The 21831-nt window shown below is 68.5% G+C and carries 25 protein-coding genes and 1 pseudogene; 9 read left to right on the top strand and 17 right to left on the bottom strand.

What is annotated here, in order from left to right; translation table 11 throughout:
* Positions 1–98: 98 nt before the first annotated feature.
* From NN2_RS28325 to NN2_RS28310, 4 genes are all read left to right on the top strand, one after another.
* Positions 99–827 (top strand): amino acid ABC transporter ATP-binding protein, encoded by a 729-nt coding sequence (locus NN2_RS28325; RefSeq protein ID WP_063017471.1) that lies wholly within the window; start codon positions 99–101, stop codon positions 825–827.
* Between the two features lie 85 nt (positions 828–912).
* Positions 913–1743, top strand: coding sequence for a glutamate ABC transporter substrate-binding protein (locus NN2_RS28320; RefSeq protein WP_063017437.1), 831 nt, complete (start codon positions 913–915; stop codon positions 1741–1743).
* A gap of 65 nt (positions 1744–1808) precedes the next feature.
* Positions 1809–2495, top strand: a complete 687-nt coding sequence (locus NN2_RS28315) for an amino acid ABC transporter permease (RefSeq protein WP_063017436.1) — start codon at positions 1809–1811, stop codon at positions 2493–2495.
* Positions 2492–3397: an amino acid ABC transporter permease gene (locus tag NN2_RS28310; RefSeq protein ID WP_063017434.1), complete on the top strand. Its 906-nt coding sequence runs from the start codon at positions 2492–2494 to the stop codon at positions 3395–3397. Before NN2_RS28315 ends, NN2_RS28310 begins: the two co-directional genes overlap by 4 nt.
* A gap of 217 nt (positions 3398–3614) precedes the next feature.
* Here NN2_RS28310 and NN2_RS28305 read toward each other — a convergent pair whose 3' ends face one another.
* From NN2_RS28305 to NN2_RS28285, 6 genes and pseudogenes are all read right to left on the bottom strand, one after another.
* Positions 3615–3815 (bottom strand): DUF6186 family protein, encoded by a 201-nt coding sequence (locus NN2_RS28305; RefSeq protein ID WP_063017432.1) that lies wholly within the window; start codon positions 3813–3815, stop codon positions 3615–3617.
* Positions 3812–4222, bottom strand: coding sequence for a hypothetical protein (locus NN2_RS28300; protein WP_063017430.1), 411 nt, complete (start codon positions 4220–4222; stop codon positions 3812–3814). The genes NN2_RS28305 and NN2_RS28300 overlap by 4 nt, the downstream gene beginning before the upstream one ends.
* 37 nt (positions 4223–4259) lie before the next feature.
* A complete protein-coding gene (locus NN2_RS39230) occupies positions 4260–4724 on the bottom strand; it encodes a RecX family transcriptional regulator (RefSeq protein WP_255404286.1) in 465 nt (154 codons plus the stop codon).
* A gap of 150 nt (positions 4725–4874) precedes the next feature.
* Positions 4875–5522, bottom strand: a pseudogene (gene recX / locus NN2_RS39010) (recombination regulator RecX); the annotation flags it as partial.
* A 585-nt stretch (positions 5523–6107) separates the two neighbouring features.
* Positions 6108–7151: a recombinase RecA gene (gene recA / locus NN2_RS28290; RefSeq protein ID WP_025351561.1), complete on the bottom strand. Its 1044-nt coding sequence runs from the start codon at positions 7149–7151 to the stop codon at positions 6108–6110.
* A gap of 217 nt (positions 7152–7368) precedes the next feature.
* On the bottom strand, positions 7369–8403 hold the full coding sequence (locus tag NN2_RS28285; protein WP_245658899.1) for an Lrp/AsnC family transcriptional regulator: 1035 nt from the start codon (positions 8401–8403) through the stop codon (positions 7369–7371).
* A gap of 96 nt (positions 8404–8499) precedes the next feature.
* Here NN2_RS28285 and NN2_RS28280 point away from each other — a divergent pair, with 96 nt between their 5' ends.
* Positions 8500–9909: an MFS transporter gene (locus NN2_RS28280; RefSeq protein ID WP_063017427.1), complete on the top strand. Its 1410-nt coding sequence runs from the start codon at positions 8500–8502 to the stop codon at positions 9907–9909.
* 30 nt (positions 9910–9939) lie between these two features.
* Here NN2_RS28280 and NN2_RS28275 read toward each other — a convergent pair whose 3' ends face one another.
* From NN2_RS28275 to pgsA, 10 genes are all read right to left on the bottom strand, one after another.
* Positions 9940–10413 (bottom strand): nuclear transport factor 2 family protein, encoded by a 474-nt coding sequence (locus tag NN2_RS28275; RefSeq protein ID WP_063017425.1) that lies wholly within the window; start codon positions 10411–10413, stop codon positions 9940–9942.
* 67 nt (positions 10414–10480) lie between these two features.
* The gene (locus NN2_RS28270) at positions 10481–10675 is read right to left on the bottom strand and encodes a DUF3046 domain-containing protein (RefSeq protein ID WP_030513212.1); all 195 of its coding nucleotides are present in this window, start codon (positions 10673–10675) and stop codon (positions 10481–10483) included.
* Between the two features lie 46 nt (positions 10676–10721).
* Positions 10722–11885, bottom strand: coding sequence for a glycosyltransferase (locus NN2_RS28265; protein WP_063017423.1), 1164 nt, complete (start codon positions 11883–11885; stop codon positions 10722–10724).
* A 108-nt stretch (positions 11886–11993) separates the two neighbouring features.
* Positions 11994–12704, bottom strand: a complete 711-nt coding sequence (locus NN2_RS28260; RefSeq protein ID WP_063017421.1) for a PIG-L deacetylase family protein — start codon at positions 12702–12704, stop codon at positions 11994–11996.
* Positions 12705–12862: 158 nt separating this feature from the next.
* Complete coding sequence (locus NN2_RS37880; protein ID WP_030513209.1) at positions 12863–13036, bottom strand: hypothetical protein; 174 nt, start codon at positions 13034–13036, stop codon at positions 12863–12865.
* Positions 13037–13239: 203 nt separating this feature from the next.
* A complete protein-coding gene (pspM, locus tag NN2_RS38770) occupies positions 13240–14730 on the bottom strand; it encodes a phage shock envelope stress response protein PspM (RefSeq protein WP_245658898.1) in 1491 nt (496 codons plus the stop codon).
* A 33-nt stretch (positions 14731–14763) separates the two neighbouring features.
* A complete protein-coding gene (pspA, locus tag NN2_RS28245) occupies positions 14764–15576 on the bottom strand; it encodes a phage shock protein PspA (protein WP_030513206.1) in 813 nt (270 codons plus the stop codon).
* A gap of 219 nt (positions 15577–15795) precedes the next feature.
* Positions 15796–16167, bottom strand: a complete 372-nt coding sequence (locus NN2_RS28240; RefSeq protein WP_030513205.1) for a helix-turn-helix domain-containing protein — start codon at positions 16165–16167, stop codon at positions 15796–15798.
* A 147-nt stretch (positions 16168–16314) separates the two neighbouring features.
* Positions 16315–16851: a CinA family protein gene (locus tag NN2_RS28235; protein WP_372453198.1), complete on the bottom strand. Its 537-nt coding sequence runs from the start codon at positions 16849–16851 to the stop codon at positions 16315–16317.
* Positions 16848–17510, bottom strand: a complete 663-nt coding sequence (gene pgsA, locus NN2_RS28230) for a CDP-diacylglycerol--glycerol-3-phosphate 3-phosphatidyltransferase (RefSeq protein ID WP_227463066.1) — start codon at positions 17508–17510, stop codon at positions 16848–16850. Before pgsA ends, NN2_RS28235 begins: the two co-directional genes overlap by 4 nt.
* A gap of 119 nt (positions 17511–17629) precedes the next feature.
* Between pgsA and NN2_RS28225 the strand changes: the two genes are divergently transcribed.
* From NN2_RS28225 to NN2_RS28210, 4 genes are all read left to right on the top strand, one after another.
* Positions 17630–18172 (top strand): amino-acid N-acetyltransferase, encoded by a 543-nt coding sequence (locus NN2_RS28225; RefSeq protein WP_030513202.1) that lies wholly within the window; start codon positions 17630–17632, stop codon positions 18170–18172.
* A 17-nt stretch (positions 18173–18189) separates the two neighbouring features.
* Positions 18190–18492 (top strand): YciI family protein, encoded by a 303-nt coding sequence (locus NN2_RS28220; protein ID WP_063017419.1) that lies wholly within the window; start codon positions 18190–18192, stop codon positions 18490–18492.
* A gap of 64 nt (positions 18493–18556) precedes the next feature.
* Positions 18557–18973: a nuclear transport factor 2 family protein gene (locus NN2_RS28215; protein ID WP_063017463.1), complete on the top strand. Its 417-nt coding sequence runs from the start codon at positions 18557–18559 to the stop codon at positions 18971–18973.
* 36 nt (positions 18974–19009) lie between these two features.
* Positions 19010–19435: a TIGR03668 family PPOX class F420-dependent oxidoreductase gene (locus NN2_RS28210; protein WP_063017417.1), complete on the top strand. Its 426-nt coding sequence runs from the start codon at positions 19010–19012 to the stop codon at positions 19433–19435.
* A gap of 16 nt (positions 19436–19451) precedes the next feature.
* On the opposite strand, the gene NN2_RS28205 is transcribed toward NN2_RS28210, so the two are convergent.
* Positions 19452–21830 (bottom strand): DNA translocase FtsK, encoded by a 2379-nt coding sequence (locus NN2_RS28205; protein WP_063910900.1) that lies wholly within the window; start codon positions 21828–21830, stop codon positions 19452–19454.
* Position 21831 lies beyond the last annotated feature (1 nt).

The following is a 21831-nucleotide window of genomic DNA, read 5'->3' as shown; positions in this document are numbered from 1 at the left end:
CCGATGCTGCCGACGCAACACCCGGCACCGCCAGCGCTGGGAACACCTCCGATCCGGTCGCGGCCGAGGCATCCGCGGGAACCGCGACCGTTCCACCGATGATCTCGATGCGCAACGTGGACAAGCATTTCGGCGATCTGCATGTGCTGCGCGATGTGAATCTGGAGGTGCCGCGGGGGCAGGTGGTGATCGTGCTCGGCCCCTCCGGGTCGGGCAAATCCACGTTGTGCCGCACCGTCAATCGGCTCGAACCGATCGATTCCGGCACCATCGCCGTCGACGGTGTCGAGCTTCCGGCCGAGGGCCGCGCACTGGCGAAGTTGCGCGCCGACGTGGGCATGGTGTTCCAGTCGTTCAATCTGTTCGCGCACAAGACGATCCTGGACAACGTCGTGCTCGGGCCGGTCAAGGTGCGCCGCATCGACAAGAAGCAGGCTCGCGCGCGGGCACTGGAACTGCTCGAGCGGGTGGGCATCGCCGATCAGGCCGACAAGTATCCGGCGCAGCTGTCGGGCGGTCAGCAGCAGCGCGTGGCCATCGCCCGGGCGTTGGCGATGAATCCGAAAGTGATGCTGTTCGACGAGCCCACCTCGGCGCTGGATCCGGAAATGGTCAACGAGGTGCTGGAGGTGATGGTCGCATTGGCCAAGGAGGGCATGACGATGCTGGTGGTCACGCACGAGATGGGATTCGCCCGCCGCGCCGGAGACCGTGTGCTGTTCATGGCCGACGGCCGGATCGTCGAGGACACGGCGCCCGAAACCTTCTTCACCGCACCCGCTTCCGAGCGTGCCAAGGATTTCCTGGGCAAAATCTTGAGCCATTGATCGCAATGCACGACCGCGGCGGGATCGATGACCGGCCCGCGCACCGCGGAGGACCCTTCACACTTCACGAGAGAGAAGGCATTCGATGAGGATCACCCGAGCGCTGCGGTTCGGCATCGGCGCGCTGGCCATCGCGGTCGTCGCGACCGGATGCGGCGGCGGCAGCAACAAGACCGCCACCGAACACGCGTCGGAAGGCAAACTCACCATCGGCATCAAATTCGATCAGCCGGGTCTGGGCCTGCGCAATCGGGACGGGTCGTTCTCCGGATTCGATGTGGATGTGGCGACCTACGTCGCCGGAAAGCTCGGCGTGAGCCCGGACAAGATCACCTTCAAGGAGGCTCCCTCCGCACAACGCGAGACGCTGATCCAGAACGGGCAGGTCGATTATGTGGTCGCCACCTATTCGATCACCGATCAGCGCAAGCAGAAGGTCGACTTCGCCGGGCCGTATTACGTTGCGGGCCAGTCCTTGCTGGTGCGCGCCGACAACGCCGATATCACCGGTCCGGAATCGCTGAAGGGCGGCAAGAAGCTCTGCTCGGTGAAGGGATCCACACCGGCGCAGAACATTCAGAAGAATTTCGCCAACGATGTGCAGTTGCAGGAATACGACACCTATTCGCTGTGCGTGGAGGCGCTGAAATCCGGGGCGGTGGACGCGGTCACCACCGACAACATCATTCTGGCCGGTTACGCCGCGCAATCTCCGGGCCAGTTGAAGGTGGTCGGGCAGCCGTTCACGACCGAGAACTACGGCATCGGCCTGAAGAAGGGCGACAAGGAGTCTCGCGACAAGATCAACGATGCGATCGAGGCGATGATCAACGACGGCTCCTGGAAAGCCTCGCTGGAGAAGAACTTCGGCAACACCTTCCCGATCCCGTCGCCGCCGCAGGTCGACCGCTACTGATTCGGCGCGGGTTCCGGCCGCCCGGAACCCTGTCCGGCACAGAGAAGTAGGAGGGCGCGTCCACCGTGTTCGACTTGATCTCCCGATACGACAATCAGCTGTGGGACGCCTTCTGGGTAACCATCGAACTGACCGTGTTCTCCGCCGTCGGGGCGCTGATCATCGGCACCCTGGTGGCGGCGATGCGAGTGTCGCCGATTCCGGTGGCGCGGTGGATCGGTACCGCGTATGTGACCGTGTTCCGCAATACCCCGCTCACGTTGATCCTGGTGTTCTGCTCACTCGGTCTCTATACGACCCTGGGCATCAAACTCGCGAGTGAGAGTTCGGGGCTGGATTTCCTGCCCACCAACAACTTTCGTTTCGCCGTCCTCGGCTTGAGTGTGTACACGGCGTCGTTCGTGTGTGAATCGCTGCGCGCGGGTATCAACACCGTGCCGCTGGGGCAGTCCGAGGCGGGACGGTCACTGGGCTTGACTTTCGGTCAGAATCTGCGACATGTGGTGTTGCCGCAGGCGTTCCGGTCGGTGATCGCGCCGCTGGGCAGCGTATTGATCGCGCTGACGAAGAATTCCACGATCGCGTCGGCGATCGGTGTGGCCGAGGCGGCGGCTCTGATGGCCTCCATGAACGAGACCGAGGCCGACATTCTCGCCATCGGCGCGATCTTCGCCCTCGGCTTCGTCATTCTCACGCTGCCCACCGGATTGCTGTTCGGCTGGCTGGCCAAGCGATTCGAGGTGAAGCGATGAGTGCGAATGCCTCGGTCCTCTACGACGTCCCCGGCCCGAAGGCGCGCCGGCGGCATGCGCTGTATTCGGTGCTGGTGCTGGCGGTCCTGGTGGTGCTCGGCTGGCTGGTGTGGCGGGCGTTCGACGAGAAGGGCCAGCTCACCGCCGAGAAGTGGAAGCCGTTCGTAGAGTCGGAGGTCTGGCAGACCTACATCCTGCCCGGCTTGCGCGGCACCCTGGTGGCCGCCGCGCTGGCGATCGTGTTCGCGATGGTGATCGGCGTGGTCTTCGGCTTGCTGCGCCTGTCCGAGCATCGCGTCGTGCGGTGGGTGGCCGGGGTGATCGTCGAGGTGGCCCGGGCCATTCCGGTGCTGATCCTGATGATCTTCCTCTACAACTGGTTCGCCAAGGACAATCTGTTCGCCTCCGACCAGCTGGCGCTGGCGGCCGTGGTGATCGCCCTGACCGTGTACAACGGGTCGGTGATCGCCGAGATCGTGCGCTCGGGCATTCGATCGCTGCCGCGCGGCCAGACCGAGGCGGCCCAGGCGCTGGGATTGCGCAAGGGGCAGATGATGCGGATCATCCTGCTGCCGCAGGCGGTGACGGCGATGCTGCCTGCGCTGATCTCGCAGATGGTCGTGGCGCTCAAGGACACCGCACTCGGCTACCAGATCACCTATCAGGAAATCGTGCGCCAGGGTCAGCAGCTGGGTGCGGCCGAGCAGAACACCGTGCCGGCGCTGATCGTGGTCGCCGTCATCATGATCGCCCTGAACTGGGCGCTGACTGTCCTCGCCACCAGAGTGGAGCAGCGGTTGCGGTCGCGGCGCCGGGGGCGGACGGTGCTGGGTGTGAATTCGGTGCTCACCGATGCCGCGCCGGGCGTGGATCTGTCGCTGAGCCGGACCGCGGCGCCGTAACCGGGCGGTTCGGCGATCGCGGCGGATTCGGGTGCGCAGCTGGGCAGGGCGACGGTGTCGACGTCCTCCGCGGACGAGTTGCGCTCGCACCGAGCACAACCCTCGCACCCGCCGGCTCGATGGTCGATCCTGAACGCGCACCACCCCGGTCGCCGGGCCACGCCACTCGCGGCGGCCGGGGATGGGTGTCCAATCGGCCGCTGTGCCTTCCCCGCGACTATCTGGCCAGGAAATGCCAGCCGAGCCACGCCCACAGGATTACCGCGACGATGCGGGCGGTTCGGGTGCGGGTCAGATAGCGCACGGTGTCGCCGAGGCCGGCGAACGATATACGGCGCCAATATGCCACCACCGCCGTGCTGATCACGATGACGGCCAGGACTGCGAATCCCGTGATCACGAGGGCGCGATCGGTCATTTCCGCACCAGCCACCATCCGGCCCCCAACCAGATCAGCCATCCGAGGAAGCGGCCCGGCCCAGCCTCCAGCGCGGGGCTGAGGAGGGTCGACAGGGTCGGATGGGCGGCGTCGGGGACGAGCAGTGCGGGCTGGGACAGCCAGGCATACAGTTCCCACGCCAGTACGGCTGCGAACAGGATCGACCACACCACCACCGCGCGCCGAACCGCCGGCGTGAGCGACATTCGCCGTGTCCCGACCCGAAGGGCAGCGACGGCGACCACGACTGCGACACCGGCGACCAGCACCGTCGCGGCGACACCGAACGGACGGGTGAACGACCCCGCCACCGCCAGCCCGACCCAGACGGCGACCGCCCCGACGTGTCGGCGCCGGCTGCCGCCGCCCCGCACGTCGGTGGTCATCAGCGCAGCATAGGGCCTGCACCGGACACCGGTCGAGTCACGCGGGCGGGTAACCCTGCGCGAGTTCGGCGCGCACGGCGGCGTAGGCGATCGACTGCCGGTATCCCTGGCGGGCGAGCATGCCGACGAGGCGATTGACCACCTTGTCCTCAGAGAGGTTTCGCGGCAGGATGCGCATTTTGCGGCGCACCAGTTCCGCTGCTCGCTCCGCGTCGTCGTGGCCGGAATCCGCCGCTACCGCATCCGTGCCGGCGCTCTCCTCGGTATCGCCGACGGAGTTCTCGGTCCGGTTCGGCTGTGCGGCAAAGGATTGCGCGGCCGCGGCCATTTCATCCTTCACCACGGCATACGCCATGGACTGTGGGTAGCCGCGGCGGGCGAGCATGCCCACCAGCCGCGCGGTTGCCTTGTCCCGCGGTACATCGCGCGACAGCGTCGCGAGCTTTTTCCGCACCAACTCCGCGGCGTGCTCGGCGTCGTCGGGCCCGGACTTCCGCGACACCGCCCCGATCCCGCCGAGCCCGGCCCCTCCGCCGCCCCGGCCGCTCGGCGAATGATGTTCCGCTACAGAAGGCCCGGCACCGTCGGCGGGTTCGTCGTCCGCGACGGGATCTGTGTGGTCGAAACCGTCGGGGCCACTGCTCGACGTGGCGGCCGCGGCGAGCTCGTCCTTGACCACGGCGTAGGCCATGGACTGGTTGTAGCCGCGGCGGGCGAGCATGCTCACCAGCCGGTTGGTCCTCTTGTCGATGGGGAGGTCCGGCGGCAGGGTGGTGAGCTTGCGGCGGACCAGTTCGGCGGCGCGGGCGCTCTCGTCGGCCGGGGTGATGGCGGCCAGCGCGGGCCCGGCGTCGGCGTCGGACACCCCTTTCCGTCGAAGTTCTTGCGCGAGAACCTTTTTCCCTTTGCCGGAGAAGGTGTGACGGGAATGCACCCACTGTTCGGCGAAGGCCGCATCGTCGATCAGCCCGACCTCGGCGAGGCGGTTCAATACCCGCTCGGCGACCTCGGGCGCGAACCCCTTGGCCGCCAGTTTGTCCGCCAGTTCGGCGCGGCTGCGCGCCCGATCGGTGAGCAGGCGCAGGCAGATGTCCTTGGCCTGCGCCTCGGTCCCCGCCTTCGGTGCAGCGGATTGCGCGGCGTCGGAACGCTTCCCGCCGTCGGTGCCGGATCGACGCCGCGAACCCCGGCGCCCTCCCCCGTCGCCGCCGTCCCCGCGTGACCGTTTTCTCGAGCCCCGGTCGTCCGGAACGAACGAGCCGTTGTCGCCACCCTTCGGCTGCCCCTCCGCCCGGTGGATGCGGTCGGACTGACGATCGCCGTCGACGCGCTCGCCCCACCCGCGCTGCAGCGCGTCGACCTCGGCCTGCAGTGCGCGCATTCGATTGCGCGCCTGGGAGGCTTGTGTCGCAGAGCCATCACCGAAACGACCGGAGATCGCGGCTTCCACACTCGACTGCGTCCGCCCTTCAGGCTCGGAACCGTCCCGCCCCTCGAGCCCACCACGACGCCCAGCGTCGGGCTCGGAACCGGACCGAATCTCCGGCTCGATGCGGGGCGGAAGCTCGGGCTCGAATACCGGCCGGTCCACGGGTTCGGATGTGCCCGTGGCATCGACCGAATCATGCTGGGGCACCGGGCCGTCATCGGAACGCCAGACACCGGTGAGCGAATCCCCCGCGTCCGGCTTCGATCGTCGACGACGGGGAGAACCGCCCTGTCGGCGAACGGGTTTCGACCACGACTCGTCGTCCGGGTCGCCACTGCGTCGGGAGCGGGAGTCGATGTCTTCCAGTTGCCGCCGCAGGCGTTCGACGGCGTCGAGCCGAGAGGCGCCAAGGTCCGGGAGGGGTGTGGACCCCGGCGCTTCCCGGTGCGGCATCGGTTAGAAGTCGACGGGCGCCTCGGCACCCGCGTCTGCGGTGACGTCGGCACCGATGCCGAGCTTCTCCTTGATCTTCTTCTCGATCTCGTCGCGCACGTCCGTGTTCTCCAACAGGAACTTGCGGGCGTTCTCCTTGCCCTGGCCGAGTTGATCGCCCTCGTAGGTGTACCAGGAGCCGGACTTGCGGATGAAGCCCTGATCGACACCCATATCGATGATCGAGCCCTCCTTGGAGATGCCGGCACCGTAGAGGATGTCGAATTCGGCCTGCTTGAACGGCGGCGACACCTTGTTCTTGACGACCTTGACGCGGGTGCGGTTACCCACCGCATCGCTGCCGTCCTTCAGCGTCTCGATGCGGCGCACATCCAGACGCACGGAGGCGTAGAACTTCAATGCCTTACCACCCGTGGTGGTTTCGGGCGAGCCGAACATCACGCCGATCTTCTCGCGCAGCTGGTTGATGAAGATGGCGGTGGTGCCGGAGTTGTTGAGCGCACTGGTCATCTTGCGCAGCGCCTGGCTCATCAGGCGGGCCTGCAGACCGACGTGGCTGTCGCCCATCTCGCCCTCGATTTCCGCACGCGGTACCAGCGCCGCGACGGAGTCGATGACGATGATGTCCAGCGCGCCGGAGCGCACGAGCATGTCGGCGATCTCCAGCGCCTGCTCACCGGTGTCGGGCTGCGACACCAGCAGGGCGTCGGTGTCGACACCGAGTTTGCGGGCGTATTCCGGATCCAGCGCGTGCTCGGCGTCGATGAAGGCCGCGAGTCCGCCGTTGGCCTGCGCGTTGGCGATGGCGTGCAGAGCGACCGTGGTCTTACCGGAGGATTCCGGACCGTAGATCTCCACGACGCGGCCACGCGGCAGACCGCCGATGCCCAGCGCCACATCCAGCGCGATCGAACCCGTCGGAATGACCGAGATGGGCTGATGCGCCTCCTCGCCCAGGCGCATGATCGCGCCCTTACCGAAGCTCTTCTCGACCTGCGCCAGAGCGAGCTCGAGCGCCTTGTCGCGGTCGTAGGCCTGTGGTGCCATCGTCTGTTCCCCTTCTGACGGGTAAGTCTCGTTGTGTGGTTAGCGCCCACGGTAGAGGGCGGCACCGACAAGTTCTGACGGCAAGCTTAGACGAACACGTGTTCGAGGCAAGCGACGCGCCCGCCGACACGCACGGCAGCCGCACAGCCGCACCCCGTTCCCGGCAATCGCCGCGCTGTCCGGCCGGTCATGCGGCCTCGATCCGGCCGTGGCCTCGTCATCGAGTTGCCGTCGGCACCACCGCGATCCGGTCGGTCTGCATCAACGCCTGCGCCTGTTTCAGCATCCGCAGCGTCGGGGTGACCTCGACGTCGACGATCCCGTCCAGAGCCCCCAGCCGCTCGGTGAGGTAGCGGTACAGGTGCGAACTGTCGCGGCAGACGATGGAGGCGACCAGATTGGTGGGCCCGGTGGTGGCCGCGACGAACGCCGTCTCCGGATGGGTGGCGATCGCCCGGCCGACGGCGTCGAGCTCGGCAGGGCGCGTCCGCACCCACAGCGAGGCCCGCACCGCGTATCCCATGCGCTCGACGGCGAAATCGAGATCGAAATACAGCACGCCCGCCGCCGCCAGCTCGGACATCCGCCGCGCGACCCGGGTCGGACTCCAGCCGGTTTCGGCCGCCAGCCGGGCATAGGAGGCGCGTCCGTCGCGGGCCAGCAGCGCGAGCATCGCCTCGTCGGCCGCGGACAGGTCCATCGGCGCGTCGGGTCCACGCTGATCGTTCATCGCGGGCCGCGGTCCCAGCTGCCGCAGCTGTTCGGCGGTCAGCAAGCGGCTGTAGCGCGGCCACTCCTCCGCCAGCGGAAACCGGTGGATGATCTCGTAGGCCATCAACCCGGTGACCTGGCTGGCCCGCGGAAGAACGTTGAGCAGCAACGCGTCTCGCTGTTCGATCGAGCGCGGACGGCTCACACAGGTGACCTCCGAACCGGTCGACAGCAGCGCCACCCAGCTCACATCCGGCAGCCGCGCCAGCGATTCGGCCAGCCGCAGCGCCTTGTCCGGGGTGGACCGCACCCGCAGCATCCAGCGCGTATTCCCCAGCGGCATGGCGTTGACCTGGCCGGAGACGTGCAGGATGCCGCGTTGGCGCATCGATCGATAGCGGCGGGCCACGGTTTGCTCGGAGACACCGAGGATCGCGCCGAGGGTGGCGAACGGGATGCGGGCATCGGTGACCAGGCCGTGCACGATCTGCTTGTCGAGCGTATCGAGAACGGAGGATTCGATTTCGTCTTCGGGGTTCACAGGCGGAATCTCACATCGACGGCCGGATAGCTGGATGGATATTCAAACATCTCGCACGCTTGGCGTCGATATCGTTCGCACTACCCGGAGGTCGCCATGCGGAAATGGCTCCCCTTGTTCGCGGCGTGCCTCGGCACGCTCATGCTGCTCATCGACGTCACGATCGTCAACGTCGCGCTCCCGGACATCGCCGCCGATCTCGGCACCGGACTGTCGGGGTTGCAATGGGTCGTCGACGGTTACGCGCTGGGCCTGGCGGCACTGCTGCTGGTGCTGGGCTCGTTCGCCGACCGGTTCGGCGCCAAACCCACCTATCTCGCGGGTCTGGCGATATTCGCGGCCGCCTCTCTGGCCTGCGGACTGGCTCAGTCCTCGGCCCTGCTGGTGGCCGCGCGGGCCGTGCAGGGAGTGGGCGGTGCGGCCATGTTCGCGACCACCCTGTCGCTGCTGCACGCCACCTACATCGGCCGCGATCGCGGCACCGCGTTCGGCGCGTGGGGTGCGGTCGCCGGGGCGGCCGCCGGCATCGGGGTGGTGCTCGGCGGGGTACTGACCGACCTGCTGTCGTGGCGGTGGATCTTCCTGGTGAACCTGCCGATCGCGGCGGTCACCATCGTGCTGTCGCTGTACGCCTTCGGCCCGTCGCCGCGCCGGCCCGGCCGTAGCGTGGACGTCGCCGGGATGGCCGCCTTCGCCGTCGCGGCGACCGCGCTGACCTACGGCATCATCCGGGGCGGGGAAGGCGGGTGGGGCGACGGCGCGGCAGTCGGCACGCTGATCCTCGGCGCGATCGCGCTCGCCGGCTTCGCTCTCGTCGAATCACGCAGCGCCACACCGATGTTCCCGCTCGCACTGCTGCGCAACCGGGAATTCACGGCCACCCTGATCGCGGCGGCGGGCTTCAATTTCGCCGCCTTCGCGAGCAGTCCCCTGATCTCGCTGTGGTTGCAGCAGCCGCTGCAGCTCAGCCCGCTGCGCGCCGGCCTGTCCATGCTGCCGATGGCGGCGACGGCGTTCGTGGTCTCGGGCGCGTTCGGGCGGTGGCTGCACGACGTGGCTCCCCGCTGGACCATCGGTGGCGGATTGGTGATCACCGGTATCGGGGCGGGCCTGCTCGGCGTGATCGACGCCGGATCCACCTGGAGCGCACTCCTTTTCGGCTACGTGGTGATCGGCATCGGCATCGGTGTGCTCGCGCCGCCGCTGGTGGCGGTCGCGATGGCCGCGGTGCCTCCGCAGCAGAGCGGCACCGCCGCCGGAGCGGTGAACACCGCCCGGCAGCTGGGCCTGGCCCTCGGTGTCGCGGTACTCGGCACGGTATTCCGCAGCTCGGCGAACGAGGACCGGATCACGGTGTCGCAGTTCGTGTCCGGGCTGGACGCCGCGGTCGCGGTGGCGGCGGGTGTGGGCATCGTTCTCGGCATCATCGCCTTCGCCCTGTTCCGCACCCGTGCCGGGACCACCGAGCCGGCGGAACCGGCTGCCGCCGAGATCCAGGTCGGCTGAATCGGCGCCGATTGCCCGGAGAAAATGCGGTCACCCTTCGGATCCGAGCCCCGCAGGCAATCGCGGCGGGGTTCCCTGAGTCCAGGTGATGCGCAGCGAGGAGGCCCGGATCCGCCAGCCGTCGGCTGTGCGGACCAATTCGGTGTCGGCATGGCCCGCAGAGATGAACACCGCCTCGGAGCCATCGGCGAGGACATGGGTGCTCAACTGGGCGCCGCGCGCCGTGGCGCGGTCGCCGTCGATCTCGATCACCGCGTTGGTTCCCAGGTGAACGGTCCGGTCGAACAGCGCCATCCCGCGCCGGATGTGCGCGAGTACGGCGTCGCGGCCGTGGACGGTGCCGATCGGCATCTCCGCGGTCGCGTCCTCGGTGTAGTAGGTGCGCGCCCACCGGTCGTCGAACACACCCTCGTCGAGCGAACGCAGATAGCGGTCCAGCAAGTCGGTTATCTCGGACCGGTCCAGTAGTTCCCGAATCCGGTTCTCGGTGATCTCGGTATCCATGCGACCACCCTGCAACCTCGAGCAAGCTCGAGGTCAAGGTCGCTGTGACGCAGCCGACGGCCGGCGCTCACCAGCGGTTCTTCGGTACGTCGAATTCCGCGCACAAGGCCCGCCAGACCTCGCGCGGGTCGATACCGTCCTCGATCGCCTGGGCGCCGGTACGGCCGTTCATCGAGGGCAGGACATGATCGGCCAGCAGCAGGTCGCCGCGGGCGACGCCGAATTCGGTATGCAAGAGTTCCTGAAATTCAGTCAACCGCACCGTGCCGAGGGTACCGGTCGCGCACGAACCGCCGGCGGGCGTGCGGTCAGCTCGCGCGAGCCCGATCCAGCGTGCGGTGACAGATGTCGATCGGATCGGCGACATCGGAGACGGTGGCCGCGGCCGCGGCGGCGGCCTTGCGATAGGACTCGTCGCCGAGAACGGTGTGCACCGCCGCGCGCAGCGATTCCGGGGTGAACGGCCGCACCAGCAGCGAACTCCCCTGGCGGACGGCACGATTGGCCAGTTCCCACTGATCCCCGCCACCGGGCACCGTCACGATCGGCACGCCGGCGAGCAGAGTTTTGGCCAGCAATCCGTGTCCCCCGCCGCCGACCACCACGGCGGCGTGGCGCAACAGCTCGTCCTGCCGCCCCAGACCCGCCGTCGCCCACGGCGGAAGATCCGCAGGGGGCGTATCGAGCATCGAAATCGCCACGCGCACAGCACTGTCCGCGAGCGCCTCCAACGCACCGGTCGCCAGATCATCGAACCCGGTCCGGGCGGTCGAGGGCGCGACCACGACCAGCGGCCGGTCGCCGGGCGGCGGCGCCAGCAGCTCCGAGGTCGGCTCCCACAACAGCGGCCCCACCACGTGCGCGTCCGCGGGCCAATCCGGCCGTTCGACCTCCAGAGCGGGCAGCGTGGCGATCAACCGCGCGTCCGGACCCGGATCCACCTCCGGCAGGCCCACACTCGCCCGGGCCGCTCCACGCTGGCGCTCACCGCGGGTAATGGCGCGCGCGGTCAGCCCGCGCAGCACCGTATCGCGCATCCGCCCACGCAGGCCCTCCCCCGGCGCGAGCCCACTGCCGATGGGAGGCAACGCTTTCGACGGCAGATACAGCGGATGCGGCGACAACTCGACCCACGGCACCCCCAGCCGCTCGGCGGCCATCCCACCGCCGGCGGTGAGCACATCCGAAACCACCAGCTCCGGCAGCATCGCACTGAGATCGGGGAGGATCTCCGAGGAGATATGCGCCGCGCGTTCGTGGATCCGCGCGCCGGCGTCGGCGTCGTCGTCCTGCGGGCGCGGCGCCAAACCCTTCAACCGCCGCACCGCGATGCCCGCGTCCCGCGCCGCATCGAACCAGCGCGGACTGGTGAACAACACCGGATCATCGCCCGCCTGAAGAAACCGCAGGCACAGCGCGATCGCCGGAAACGCATGACCCGGATCCGGACCCGCGACGACAGCCACTCGCATGCGCCCCACCCTGCCATACCCCCTCCCTGCCCGATGCCGGGCGGGCACAGCTACCCGACGGTCATGAACGGCGCCCGGGACGATCGTGGCCGCTCACAGTGCCGGTGATCAGTCGGCGAAGTGGTACAGCTCGAATCCGACCGCCCGCTCGGCATCGAAACCCGCTTGCGGTCCCGTGGCCCGATCCACGATGGCGCGGGCCTGATCCGCCACCGGCTCGTCGCTCAGCGCGCTCAGGTAGCGACTGTGCTGCATCAGCGAATCCACCGCCGCCCGAACGGTATCGGTGACATCCACCGCATGCGTCACCACCGGACCCACTACCGCCGCCCAGCGCGGCGTCCAGATCGGCAATTCGGCCAGCTCCGGGAAGATCCATTCGTTGCCCGCGTCCGAGATCGCGTCCAGCGCACTGCGCCCCACCACGCGATGATCGGCGCTGTTCGCATAACCCGGCGCCCAGGTGTCGCCGAAATTGAACAACACCACCATCTCCGGACGGTGCCGCCGGATCGCCGCGGCCAGATCGCGGCGCAAACCGAGCCCACCCTCGATCCGCCCGTCCGGATAGCCGAGAAACTCCACGTCCTCGACCCCGACCGCGCGCGCCGACGCGATCTCCTCCTGCTCCCGCACCGGACCACACTCGGCCGGCGGCAGGCCCGCGATCCCGGCCTCACCGCTGGTCGCCAGCAGATACCGGATGTGCTTACCCTGCTTCGTCCAGCGCGCCACCGCGGCCGCGGCACCGTACTCGATATCGTCGGGATGGGCGACGATCACCAGACCGCGCTCCCAATCCTCGGGTAGCTCTAACATTTGCCTCCGCTTCGCTCCGTCGGTCCACAATCGAGGCGGCCGAGAACCATGAACGTGCACCGCTCCGAAACGCTAACACGACCGGTTCCTCGGCTTCGCCGTCGCGAAACAGCAAGGGGCCGTTCGGTATTCGTACCGAACGGCCCTGGGTTGGCTCACTACAGTTTGGTGACCGTCGACTTGTTCGAGCCGGAGACGGCCTTGTACAGCAGGTACAGGCCGAAGACCACGACGCTGATCATCAGGATCGGGAACAACGCCTTGACCAGCGCGCCGATCACGATCAGCGCCAGCCACACGAGCGCGACGACGCCCAGAATCTTCCAGAACATGTCCATTCCTCCCGAAGGTTTCCGAACCGCCGTCAACGCGATCCGACTCCTCCATACTGTCAACTCGACGCCGGAAAATCACCAGGTCACAACCGATATCCGGGAAATATCAGGGTGAACCCCTAGCCGGATCAGCCGCGAGGATCGGCCCTGAACGCGGCGCCACCGGCCCCAGGGACCCGACGCCGCCCAAGTGCCCGCGCTCAGTGCCGGTCGGCCAGGTCGGTGAGGGCCTGAGCCCAGCCGTCCAGTCGGTCGGCCGCCTCGCGCAGGGTGAACATGGTCCAGCCGAATTCGTCCGCCGGGGCCGGCGCTTCGCTCGCCCCGGCCGCCAGGATCTGACCGGCCGCGGCGACAAGCTGCTCGTATTCGGTCACGCCGGATTCCAGCCGGCCGACCATCGCGCCCGATTGCTGCCGCAATCCCGCCCCGGCATGCGAGGTCGCAACCACCGCGAGCGCCTTTTCCATCGCCGCGATATCCCCGGCGAGAGCGTGCAGGGCGGCCGCGCCGGATGCCGCGGTCGCCACGGTGTCGGCGAAATCGTCGGCCGGGATTCGCCCGCTCGCCTCGATCTGACGGCCGAGGGCGTGAAAGGCGCGTTCCGCCCGGACCAGCCGGGCGATGGGCGCCCGCGCCGCGGACTGCGCTGCGGGCAGCCGCCGGGGTACGAACGCCGCGGGCGGCAAGGGGTTTCGACGCAACTCCAGGTATCGGCGGGTGCTCACCGCCGCGCCGGTCACCAGCGCGGCCGCACCGCCACCGACCACCACAACCGCCCACACGGGCGCCGAGATCGCGACCAGTCCGGCCGTTCCCAGCGCGGTCACGCCCGAGGCCGCGCTCCAGCGGAGGCTGCGTCGCCGCACCCGCCGCCGGCGGCGAAGTTCCCGCTCCCGCGGGTCGGCCCACTTCCGGACCGCATGCAAGGCGAATTCCCCGGCGTCGCGTAGCGTGCCCGGAACCCGCCCGGCGCGTGCGAGCGGCTCCTCCGCGGCCACGGTGTGGGCGATGGGATCGCGAAACGCACCTCGGCCAGGCGAACGACGGCGCTCGCGCGCATTCCCACCGGCTCCGCGTGATCCGGTGGGCGACCAAGCGGGCCCGCTGTCCGGCTCACGGATCTCGTGGTCGACGCCGTGAGCGCTCGGGTTGTCCGTGTCCGATGCGGGATCGACTATCGTCCGGCCGCCATCGGATTCGATATCGGGAGCCTTGCCACGCCGACGAGACCGACGACCGGACGGCGCTACACGACGACCGCGCAGAATCTCGCGCGCCGCGCGGCGACGGGTGTTCACGTCTCGGCCCTCGGCCCGGGAGTTCCGGTCCGCGCCCGTGTCGTCCACCGCCTCGGACGATCGACGGTGCGCACCGGCACCTTCGGGCTCGGCATACGCGGCGGATGTGGTCACGCCCGGCGGCGAGGGATCGTCGACGCCGTTCACCGCGTTCTCCTCGAAAGCCGGTGAAGGCGTGGCCGCACCGGAAACGCGATGCCGCTCAATGGATTCGGCGATCGACTGCCACGCGGCGGCGTCGGTGACGGGTGGGGAGGTCGTCAGTGGCGTCCGCGCCGCATCGGCCGACGGTGCGGCGGAGGCGGGCGGCGCGGACGCGGCGCCGCGAGCGGATCGGGACCAGGGCCGCGCACGGGTCGGCGCGGGCTCGTTACCTGCCCGCGTTCGTCCCATCTGCCCAGCCTTCCGATCGACCCGCTACGCGCCTTACTGCTGCGCGGCCTGGCCCTTGTTCACCTGCGGCTGAGCCGGGTTGGCGATGGACTGACCGGCGGAGTCACCCGAGGGCAGCGCGTCGCCACGCATGGAGGCGCGGATCTGCTCGAGGCGGTTGTGGCCGGCCATCTGCACGCTGGCCTGCTGCACCTCCATCATGCGGCCCTGCACGGTGTTCTGCGCGAGCTCGGCGGCGCCCAGCGCGTTGGCGTAGCGACGCTCGATCTTCTCGCGCACCGCGTCCAGGCTGGGGGTGCTGCCGGGAGCGGACAGCGTCGAATCCATCTGCTGCAGCGATGCGGAGACCTGCTCCTGCATCTTGGCCTGCTCGAGCTGGCTGAGCAGCTTGGTGCGCTCGGCGACCTTCTGCTGCAGCAGCATGGCGTTCTGCTCGACCGCCTTCTTGGCCTGGGCGGCGGCCTGCAGTGACTGGTCGTGCAGCACCTTCAGGTCCTCGACGGACTGTTCGGCGGTGACCAGCTGGGCCGCGAACGCCTCGGCGGCGTTGGTGTACTGGATCGCCTTGTCGGCGTCGCCGGCGGCATTGGCCTGATCGGCCAGCTGGACGGCCTGGCGCGCGTTGGCGTTGAGCTTCTCGACCTCGTCGAGCTGACGGTTGAGCTTCATCTCCAGCTGGCGCTGGTTACCGATCACCGACGCGGCCTGCTGCGACAGGGCCTGGTGTTGACGCTGGGCTTCCTCGATAGCCTGCTGAATCTGCACCTTCGGATCCGCATGCTCCTCGATCTTCGAATCGAAGAGGGCCATCAGGTACTTCCAGGCCTTCACGAACGGATTAGCCATCGATTGATCCCGCCTCCATCTGACTACGCCGCGCCCCAGCACGGCGGCGGTGCGCGACCGTCACGCACCCCTGTGTCCCTATCCTCCACGGCATCGGATCCGGGCTGCCGAACCACCCGTAACCGACGCTTACAGAGAATCTATCGGTTTCCGCTCCGTCGTACAGCCTTGCCGGCGCCGATCCGGCGCCGGCAGTTGTGATCGCCGGTTCGCGGCGAGTCACTTCGCTTGCACCAAGACCAGTTTCTCGGCCTTCGGGGCCGGAATCACGATCCGGGTGTCCTCGGCGATTCCCGCACGGGCCGACGCACTCGCGGCGGGCGCGGTGTCGGCGGTCTCCGTCGCGGGGGCCGGGGCGTCGGCGTCGGCCATGGTGGCGCTCACGTCGACCAGCACCTGCGACAACGGCACGTCCAGCGCCTGGCAGATCGCGGCCAGCAGCTCGCTCGAGGCCTCTTTCCGGCCGCGTTCGACTTCGGACAGATAGCCCAGGCTCACGCGTGCCGACGTCGACACCTCGCGCAGGGTCCGGCTCTGGGCGATCCGAGCGCGCCGCAGACTCTCGCCGATGGCCTCTCGAAGCAGCGTCATCTCGTTCTCCTCACGTTCTCGCCTCACCGGGCCGAGCGCGACCGCCGTCGAGCGTGACGCACCCCTCCGTCTACAGTGCCAACGTCGCATGCCACCCCGTTGGTTCCCGTCCGCGGGAACCGATCGGCAGCCACCGGAAAGCCGTCGTCAGCCGGTGCCGGTGCGGTCGCCGCCACCGACGCGGCGCAGCAGCTCCGCGACGGCCGTACGAACCGCGCTCATCCTGATCGTCCACCGGTCCCCGGCCAGCTGCAACCGCACCACCTCGGTCCCTTCGGGCCCGCTCAGCCCCAGGAAGACGGTGCCGACCGGGCAGCCGTTCTGCGGGTCCGGCCCGGCGACGCCGGTCAATCCGATCCCCCAGTCGGCCCCGCACACCGTGCGCGCGCCGACGGCGAGCTGTTCGGCGGTTCCCGCCGCGACCGGCCCGTCCGTGGCCAAGGTGTCCTCGCTCACGCCGGCCAGGCGATGTTTGAGGTCGGTGGCGTAGACGATCACTCCGCCGCGCAACACCACACTGGCTCCCGGCACCCCCGCGATGGTGGCCGCGAGCAAACCGGCGGTCAGGGATTCGGCGGTGGCCACGGTCTGACCGATGCGGGTCAGCGTCGCCACCAGTTCGGCGGCCTCGGGGACAGCGGCCAGCGGGTCGGCGGCGGCCACCTCGGTGCCCACCGTCGTCACCGCCGCTCGACCGGCCGCGCCCACAATCGGGCCGCCTGCACCACGTAATCCAGTCCGGTCACCACGGTCAGCACCACGGCGACATACATCAGCGCCATTCCGGCGCTCGCCCACGCGCCCGCCAGCGGCAGCAGCAGAACGGCGATCGCCACCGACTGCACCAGGGTCTTGGCCTTACCGCCGCGGCCGGCCGGAATCACGCCGCGGCGCACCACCGCCAGTCGCAGCAACGTCACGCCGATCTCGCGGGCACAGATCACGACAGTGATCCACCACGGCAGATCGCCCAGTGCCGACAACCCGATCAGGGCCGCACCGATCAACGCCTTGTCGGCGATCGGATCCGCCAATTTGCCGAAGTCGGTGACCAGTCCGTACTTGCGCGCGAGCTGTCCGTCGATGCGGTCGGTGATGGCCGCGACGCCGAACAGCGCGGCCGCGGCGATCCGCCACCCGGTGTCGTGGCCGCCGGCGGCGAACAGCGCCAGCAGGAAGATCGGCACGATCACGATGCGCAGGACCGTGAGAATGTTGGCGATGTTCATCAGTGGCACCGCGGACGGCTCGACCGTCCGCTTCGGTTGCGGCGGAACGAGATTCGCCCGCGCTCTGCCGGCCTCGGCCCAGGTCCGGTCCATGTCGTCGCTCTGCACGCTCACCGGCACCCCCGGCCGGAATGCACGCAGCCGCGGCCCCCGGCGGATCGAGGCAGGCGGGCGGACGAGATGTGCGGCACTCCACCAGACTATCGGTTAACGACCCGACTACTGTGCACCCCATGACGACGCGGGCACACCACACTGATTCGATCGGCGCCACCGGCCCCGGCACCGTGGTCGTCCGACGCGCCCGCACCTCGGATGTGCCCGAGATCAAAAGCCTCGTCGACGTCTACGCGGGCCGCATTCTGCTGGAGAAGAATCTCGTCACACTCTACGAGTCGGTCCAGGAATTCTGGGTAGCCGAGGTCGACGGGCGCCTGGTGGGATGTGGCGCATTACACGTGCTGTGGGCCGATCTGGGCGAGGTGCGTACGGTCGCGGTCCACCCCGATGCCAAAGGACAGGGCGTCGGGCGCCTGATCGTGGATCAGCTGATCGCGACCGCCCGCGAACTCCAGCTGCAGCGACTGTTCGTGCTGACTTTCGAGGTGGAGTTCTTTTCCCGGCACGGGTTCGCCGAGATCGACGGCACGCCCGTCACGGCGGAAGTGTTCGCGGAGATGTGCCGCTCCTACGACACCGGTGTGGCCGAATTCCTCGACCTCAGCTACGTCAAGCCGAATACCCTCGGCAATACTCGAATGCTGTTGACCCTCTGAATCTTTCGGGAGCTCGCGTGCCGATCTTCGCCGTCCACTACACCTATTCCGATGCCACCGCCGCCGGGCGAGACGAGCATCGGCCCCGCCATCGGGAATGGCTGTCGAATCTGGTCGACCGGGATGTGGTCCTGTCGACCGGGCCGTATGCCGACGGCTCCGGCGCGCTGCTGCTGTTCCGCGCCGACGATGCCGCGGCGTTGGAGGAGCTGCTCGCGGCCGATCCGTTCGCCCGGGAGGGGCTGATCGACGCGAAGCGATTCCTGGAATGGACCCCGGTGATGGGCGCCTTCTCGGCACAGGCGGCGCCGAACGCCTAGGCAGGCGCGGCGAAGCCCGCTACGATGCTCGGCATAGTCAACCAGTTGCATATGCGAGGTGGCGATGCAGGCATTCCGACAGGCCGTGGAGGCACGTGACAGCGCGGCGATCGAGGCGTTGCTCGCCGAGAACGTCGTGTTCACCAGCCCGGTGGCGTTCAAGCCTTATCCCGGCCGGGCCATCACCGCCGCGATTCTGCGCGGCGTCATGCGGGTCTTCGAGGACTTCCGTTACGTCCGCGAAATCACCGACGCCGACGGGCACGACTCGACGTTGATCTTCGAGGCGACGGTCGACGGTAAGCACGTCACCGGTGCGGATTTCATTCACACCGACGAGGCGGGCCGCATCGACGATCTGATGGTGATGGTCCGCCCGCTTTCGGCGGCCAATGCCCTGGCCGCGGCGATGGGTGCGCAGTTCGAGCGCATCCAGGCGGAGGCGGCCGAGCAGATCCAGCGAGAGAACGCGCCGCTGTAGGCCACACCGCGCCGTCCGGCGATCTACCGTGAACCGGTGCGATTGGATCCCGATACGGCGCTGGCGAGAGCTCGCGCGGCCCGCGTGGCCCGGCTGGGTACGACCGATCCGACCGGCCGGCCCCATCTGGTGCCCGTGACCTTCGCGCTCTCCCCGACGGGCCGCATCCTGGTCACCGCGGTCGATCAGAAGCCCAAATCGACGACGGATTTACGGCGGCTGCGCAATATCGCCGCCGAGAACCGGGTCTCGGTACTGGCCGACGAATACGACGAGGACTGGTCGCGGCTGTGGTGGGTCCGGCTCGACGGCACCGCCGCCGTCGCCACCGGCGACACCGAACGCGCGGAGGCGATCGCCTGGCTCACCGCGAAATACCCGCAGTATCGCGGCAACGCCCCGCGCGGACCGGTTATCCGGGTCGAGATCCGGACCGTCACCGGCTGGGCCTACACCGGGTGAGGCCTACGCCGGGAGCCTAGGCATCGATCGCATCGGGTTCGGCCGCCGGCTCCGCCTCTCCCCCGCCGCGGATCGAATACAGCAGCCCGTCCAGCTCATCGGGTTTGACGAGCACGTCGCGCGCCTTGGAGCCCTCGCTCGGGCCGACCACGCCGCGGGTCTCCATCAGATCCATCAGGCGGCCCGCCTTGGCGAATCCGACGCGCAATTTGCGCTGCAGCATCGAGGTGGAACCGAACTGCGAGGTGACGACCAATTCGACGGCCTGCAGGAAGACATCCAGATCATCGCCGATATCCGGGTCGACGTCCTTCTTCTCCCCGGCCTTGGCGGTGGTGACGCCTTCCTGGTACTCGGGTTCGGCCTGATTCTTGGCGAAGTCGACGACGGCCTGAATCTCCTCGTCGGAGATGAACGCGCCCTGCAATCGGGTCGGCTTGGACGCGCCCATCGGCAGGAACAGGCCGTCGCCCATACCGATCAATTTCTCCGCACCCGGCTGGTCCAGGATGACGCGGGAGTCGGTGAGCGAGGACGTCGCGAACGCCAGCCGGGAGGGGACGTTGGTCTTGATCAGGCCGGTCACCACGTCCACCGAGGGCCGCTGGGTCGCCAGCACCAGATGGATGCCGGCCGCGCGCGCCTTCTGAGTGATGCGCACGATGGCGTCCTCGACGTCGCGCGGCGCGGTCATCATCAGATCGGCCAGCTCGTCGACGATCGCCAAAATGTAGGGGTAGGGCCGGTACACGCGCTCGCTGCCCAGCGGCGTGGTGATCTGGCCCGATTTCACCTTCTTGTTGAAATCGTCGATGTGGCGGACCTTGCTGGCCTGCATGTCCTGATACCGCTGTTCCATCTCCTCCACCAGCCAGGCCAGCGCGGCGGCGGCCTTCTTGGGCTGGGTGATGATGGGCGTGATCAGATGCGGAATGCCTTCGTACGGTGTGAGTTCCACCATCTTCGGGTCGATGAGGATCATCCGGACCTCGTCTGGGGTGGCGCGGCCCAGCAGCGAGACCAGCATCGAGTTGACGAAACTCGACTTACCCGAACCGGTGGAACCGGCGACCAGCAGATGCGGCATCTTCGCCAGATTCGCGGAGACGAATTCGCCCTCGATGTTCTTGCCGAGGCCGATCACCAAGGGGTGGTGGTCGTTTCGCGTGGACGGCGCCTTGAGCACATCGGCCAGCCGGACCAGTTCGCGGTCGGCATTGGGCACCTCGATACCGACCGCCGACTTGCCCGGAATCGGTGCGAGCAAACGCACATTCTCGGTGGCCACCACATACGCGATATTGCGGGCCAGGGCGGTGATCTTCTCGACCTTCACACCGGGGCCGAGTTCGACCTCGTAGCGGGTGACCGTCGGACCGCGCACGAAACCGGTGACCGCCGCGTCGATCTTGAACTGCACCAGCACCTCGGTGATCGCTTCGATCATCGATTCGTTGGCGGCGCTGCGCTTCTTCGGCGGATCACCGTCGGTCAGCAGGGTCAGCGGCGGCAGCTGATAATCCCCGTCGACCTCGCGGTCGGTGACGAATTCCAGTTGCTGCGGAGGCTGCGGCTCGGGTGTCTGGTCGACGACCTTCGGCGGCTTGCGCGTCTTGGATTTGCTTGCGGGGGGCGGTGTTTCGTCCGGCTCGGCGATATCCTTCGCATCGCGCAACGGCGGTTCGCCGAGAACCTCGGTGACGGCGTCGGCGCCACCGAATTCGTCGGTCGGATAATTCTCCGCCGGGGTGCGGCCACGCCGCGAGGAACGGCTCTTGTGCATCGGAAAGCCGTCGGCGTCATAGTTTTCCGGGTCGTAGAGCCCGTATTGCCCGTCGTCGTCGCCGTATTCGGGATCGGGCAGGCCGAACAGTTCACGCAGCCGGTGCGGGACCTCGCGCACGGTCGTCCCGGTCACCAGCAGCAGTCCGAAGAGCATGGCCAGCAACAGCAGCGGCACCGCCAGCCACGCGGTGAGCCCGTTGCGCAGCGGCCCGCCCAGCACATAGCCGACGAAACCCGCCGCATGGGCGCGCCCGTGCGCGTCGGCCGGCGCGCCCGCGAAGATATGCCAGATTCCGAGCGCCGGCAGTCCCACCAGCAATCCGCCGAGCACCAGCCGGGGCCGGATCTCGGGCCGCGGTTCGGTGCGCATGAGCACCACCGCGATACCGGAGGCCACGAACGGCAGCACGGCCGCGGCGGATCCGGCGATCGCGCGCACCGCGGTGTCGACCCAGTGCCCCACCGGACCGCCCGCCGACATCCAGACCGCCGCCGCGATGACGACGCTGAAAGCGACCAGCGCCAACGCGATTCCGTCGCGGCGGTGACCGTGTTCGATCTCCCCGGCGCGGCTGATGGTGCGGGTGGTGGCGCCGAATCCGCGCGCCAGC

The organism is Nocardia nova NBRC 15556 (genome assembly GCF_001613005.1).
GTDB lineage: Bacteria > Actinomycetota > Actinomycetes > Mycobacteriales > Mycobacteriaceae > Nocardia > Nocardia nova.
Note: the sequence above shows the minus strand (reverse complement) of the source record. Positions and strands in the feature narration are given on the sequence as shown.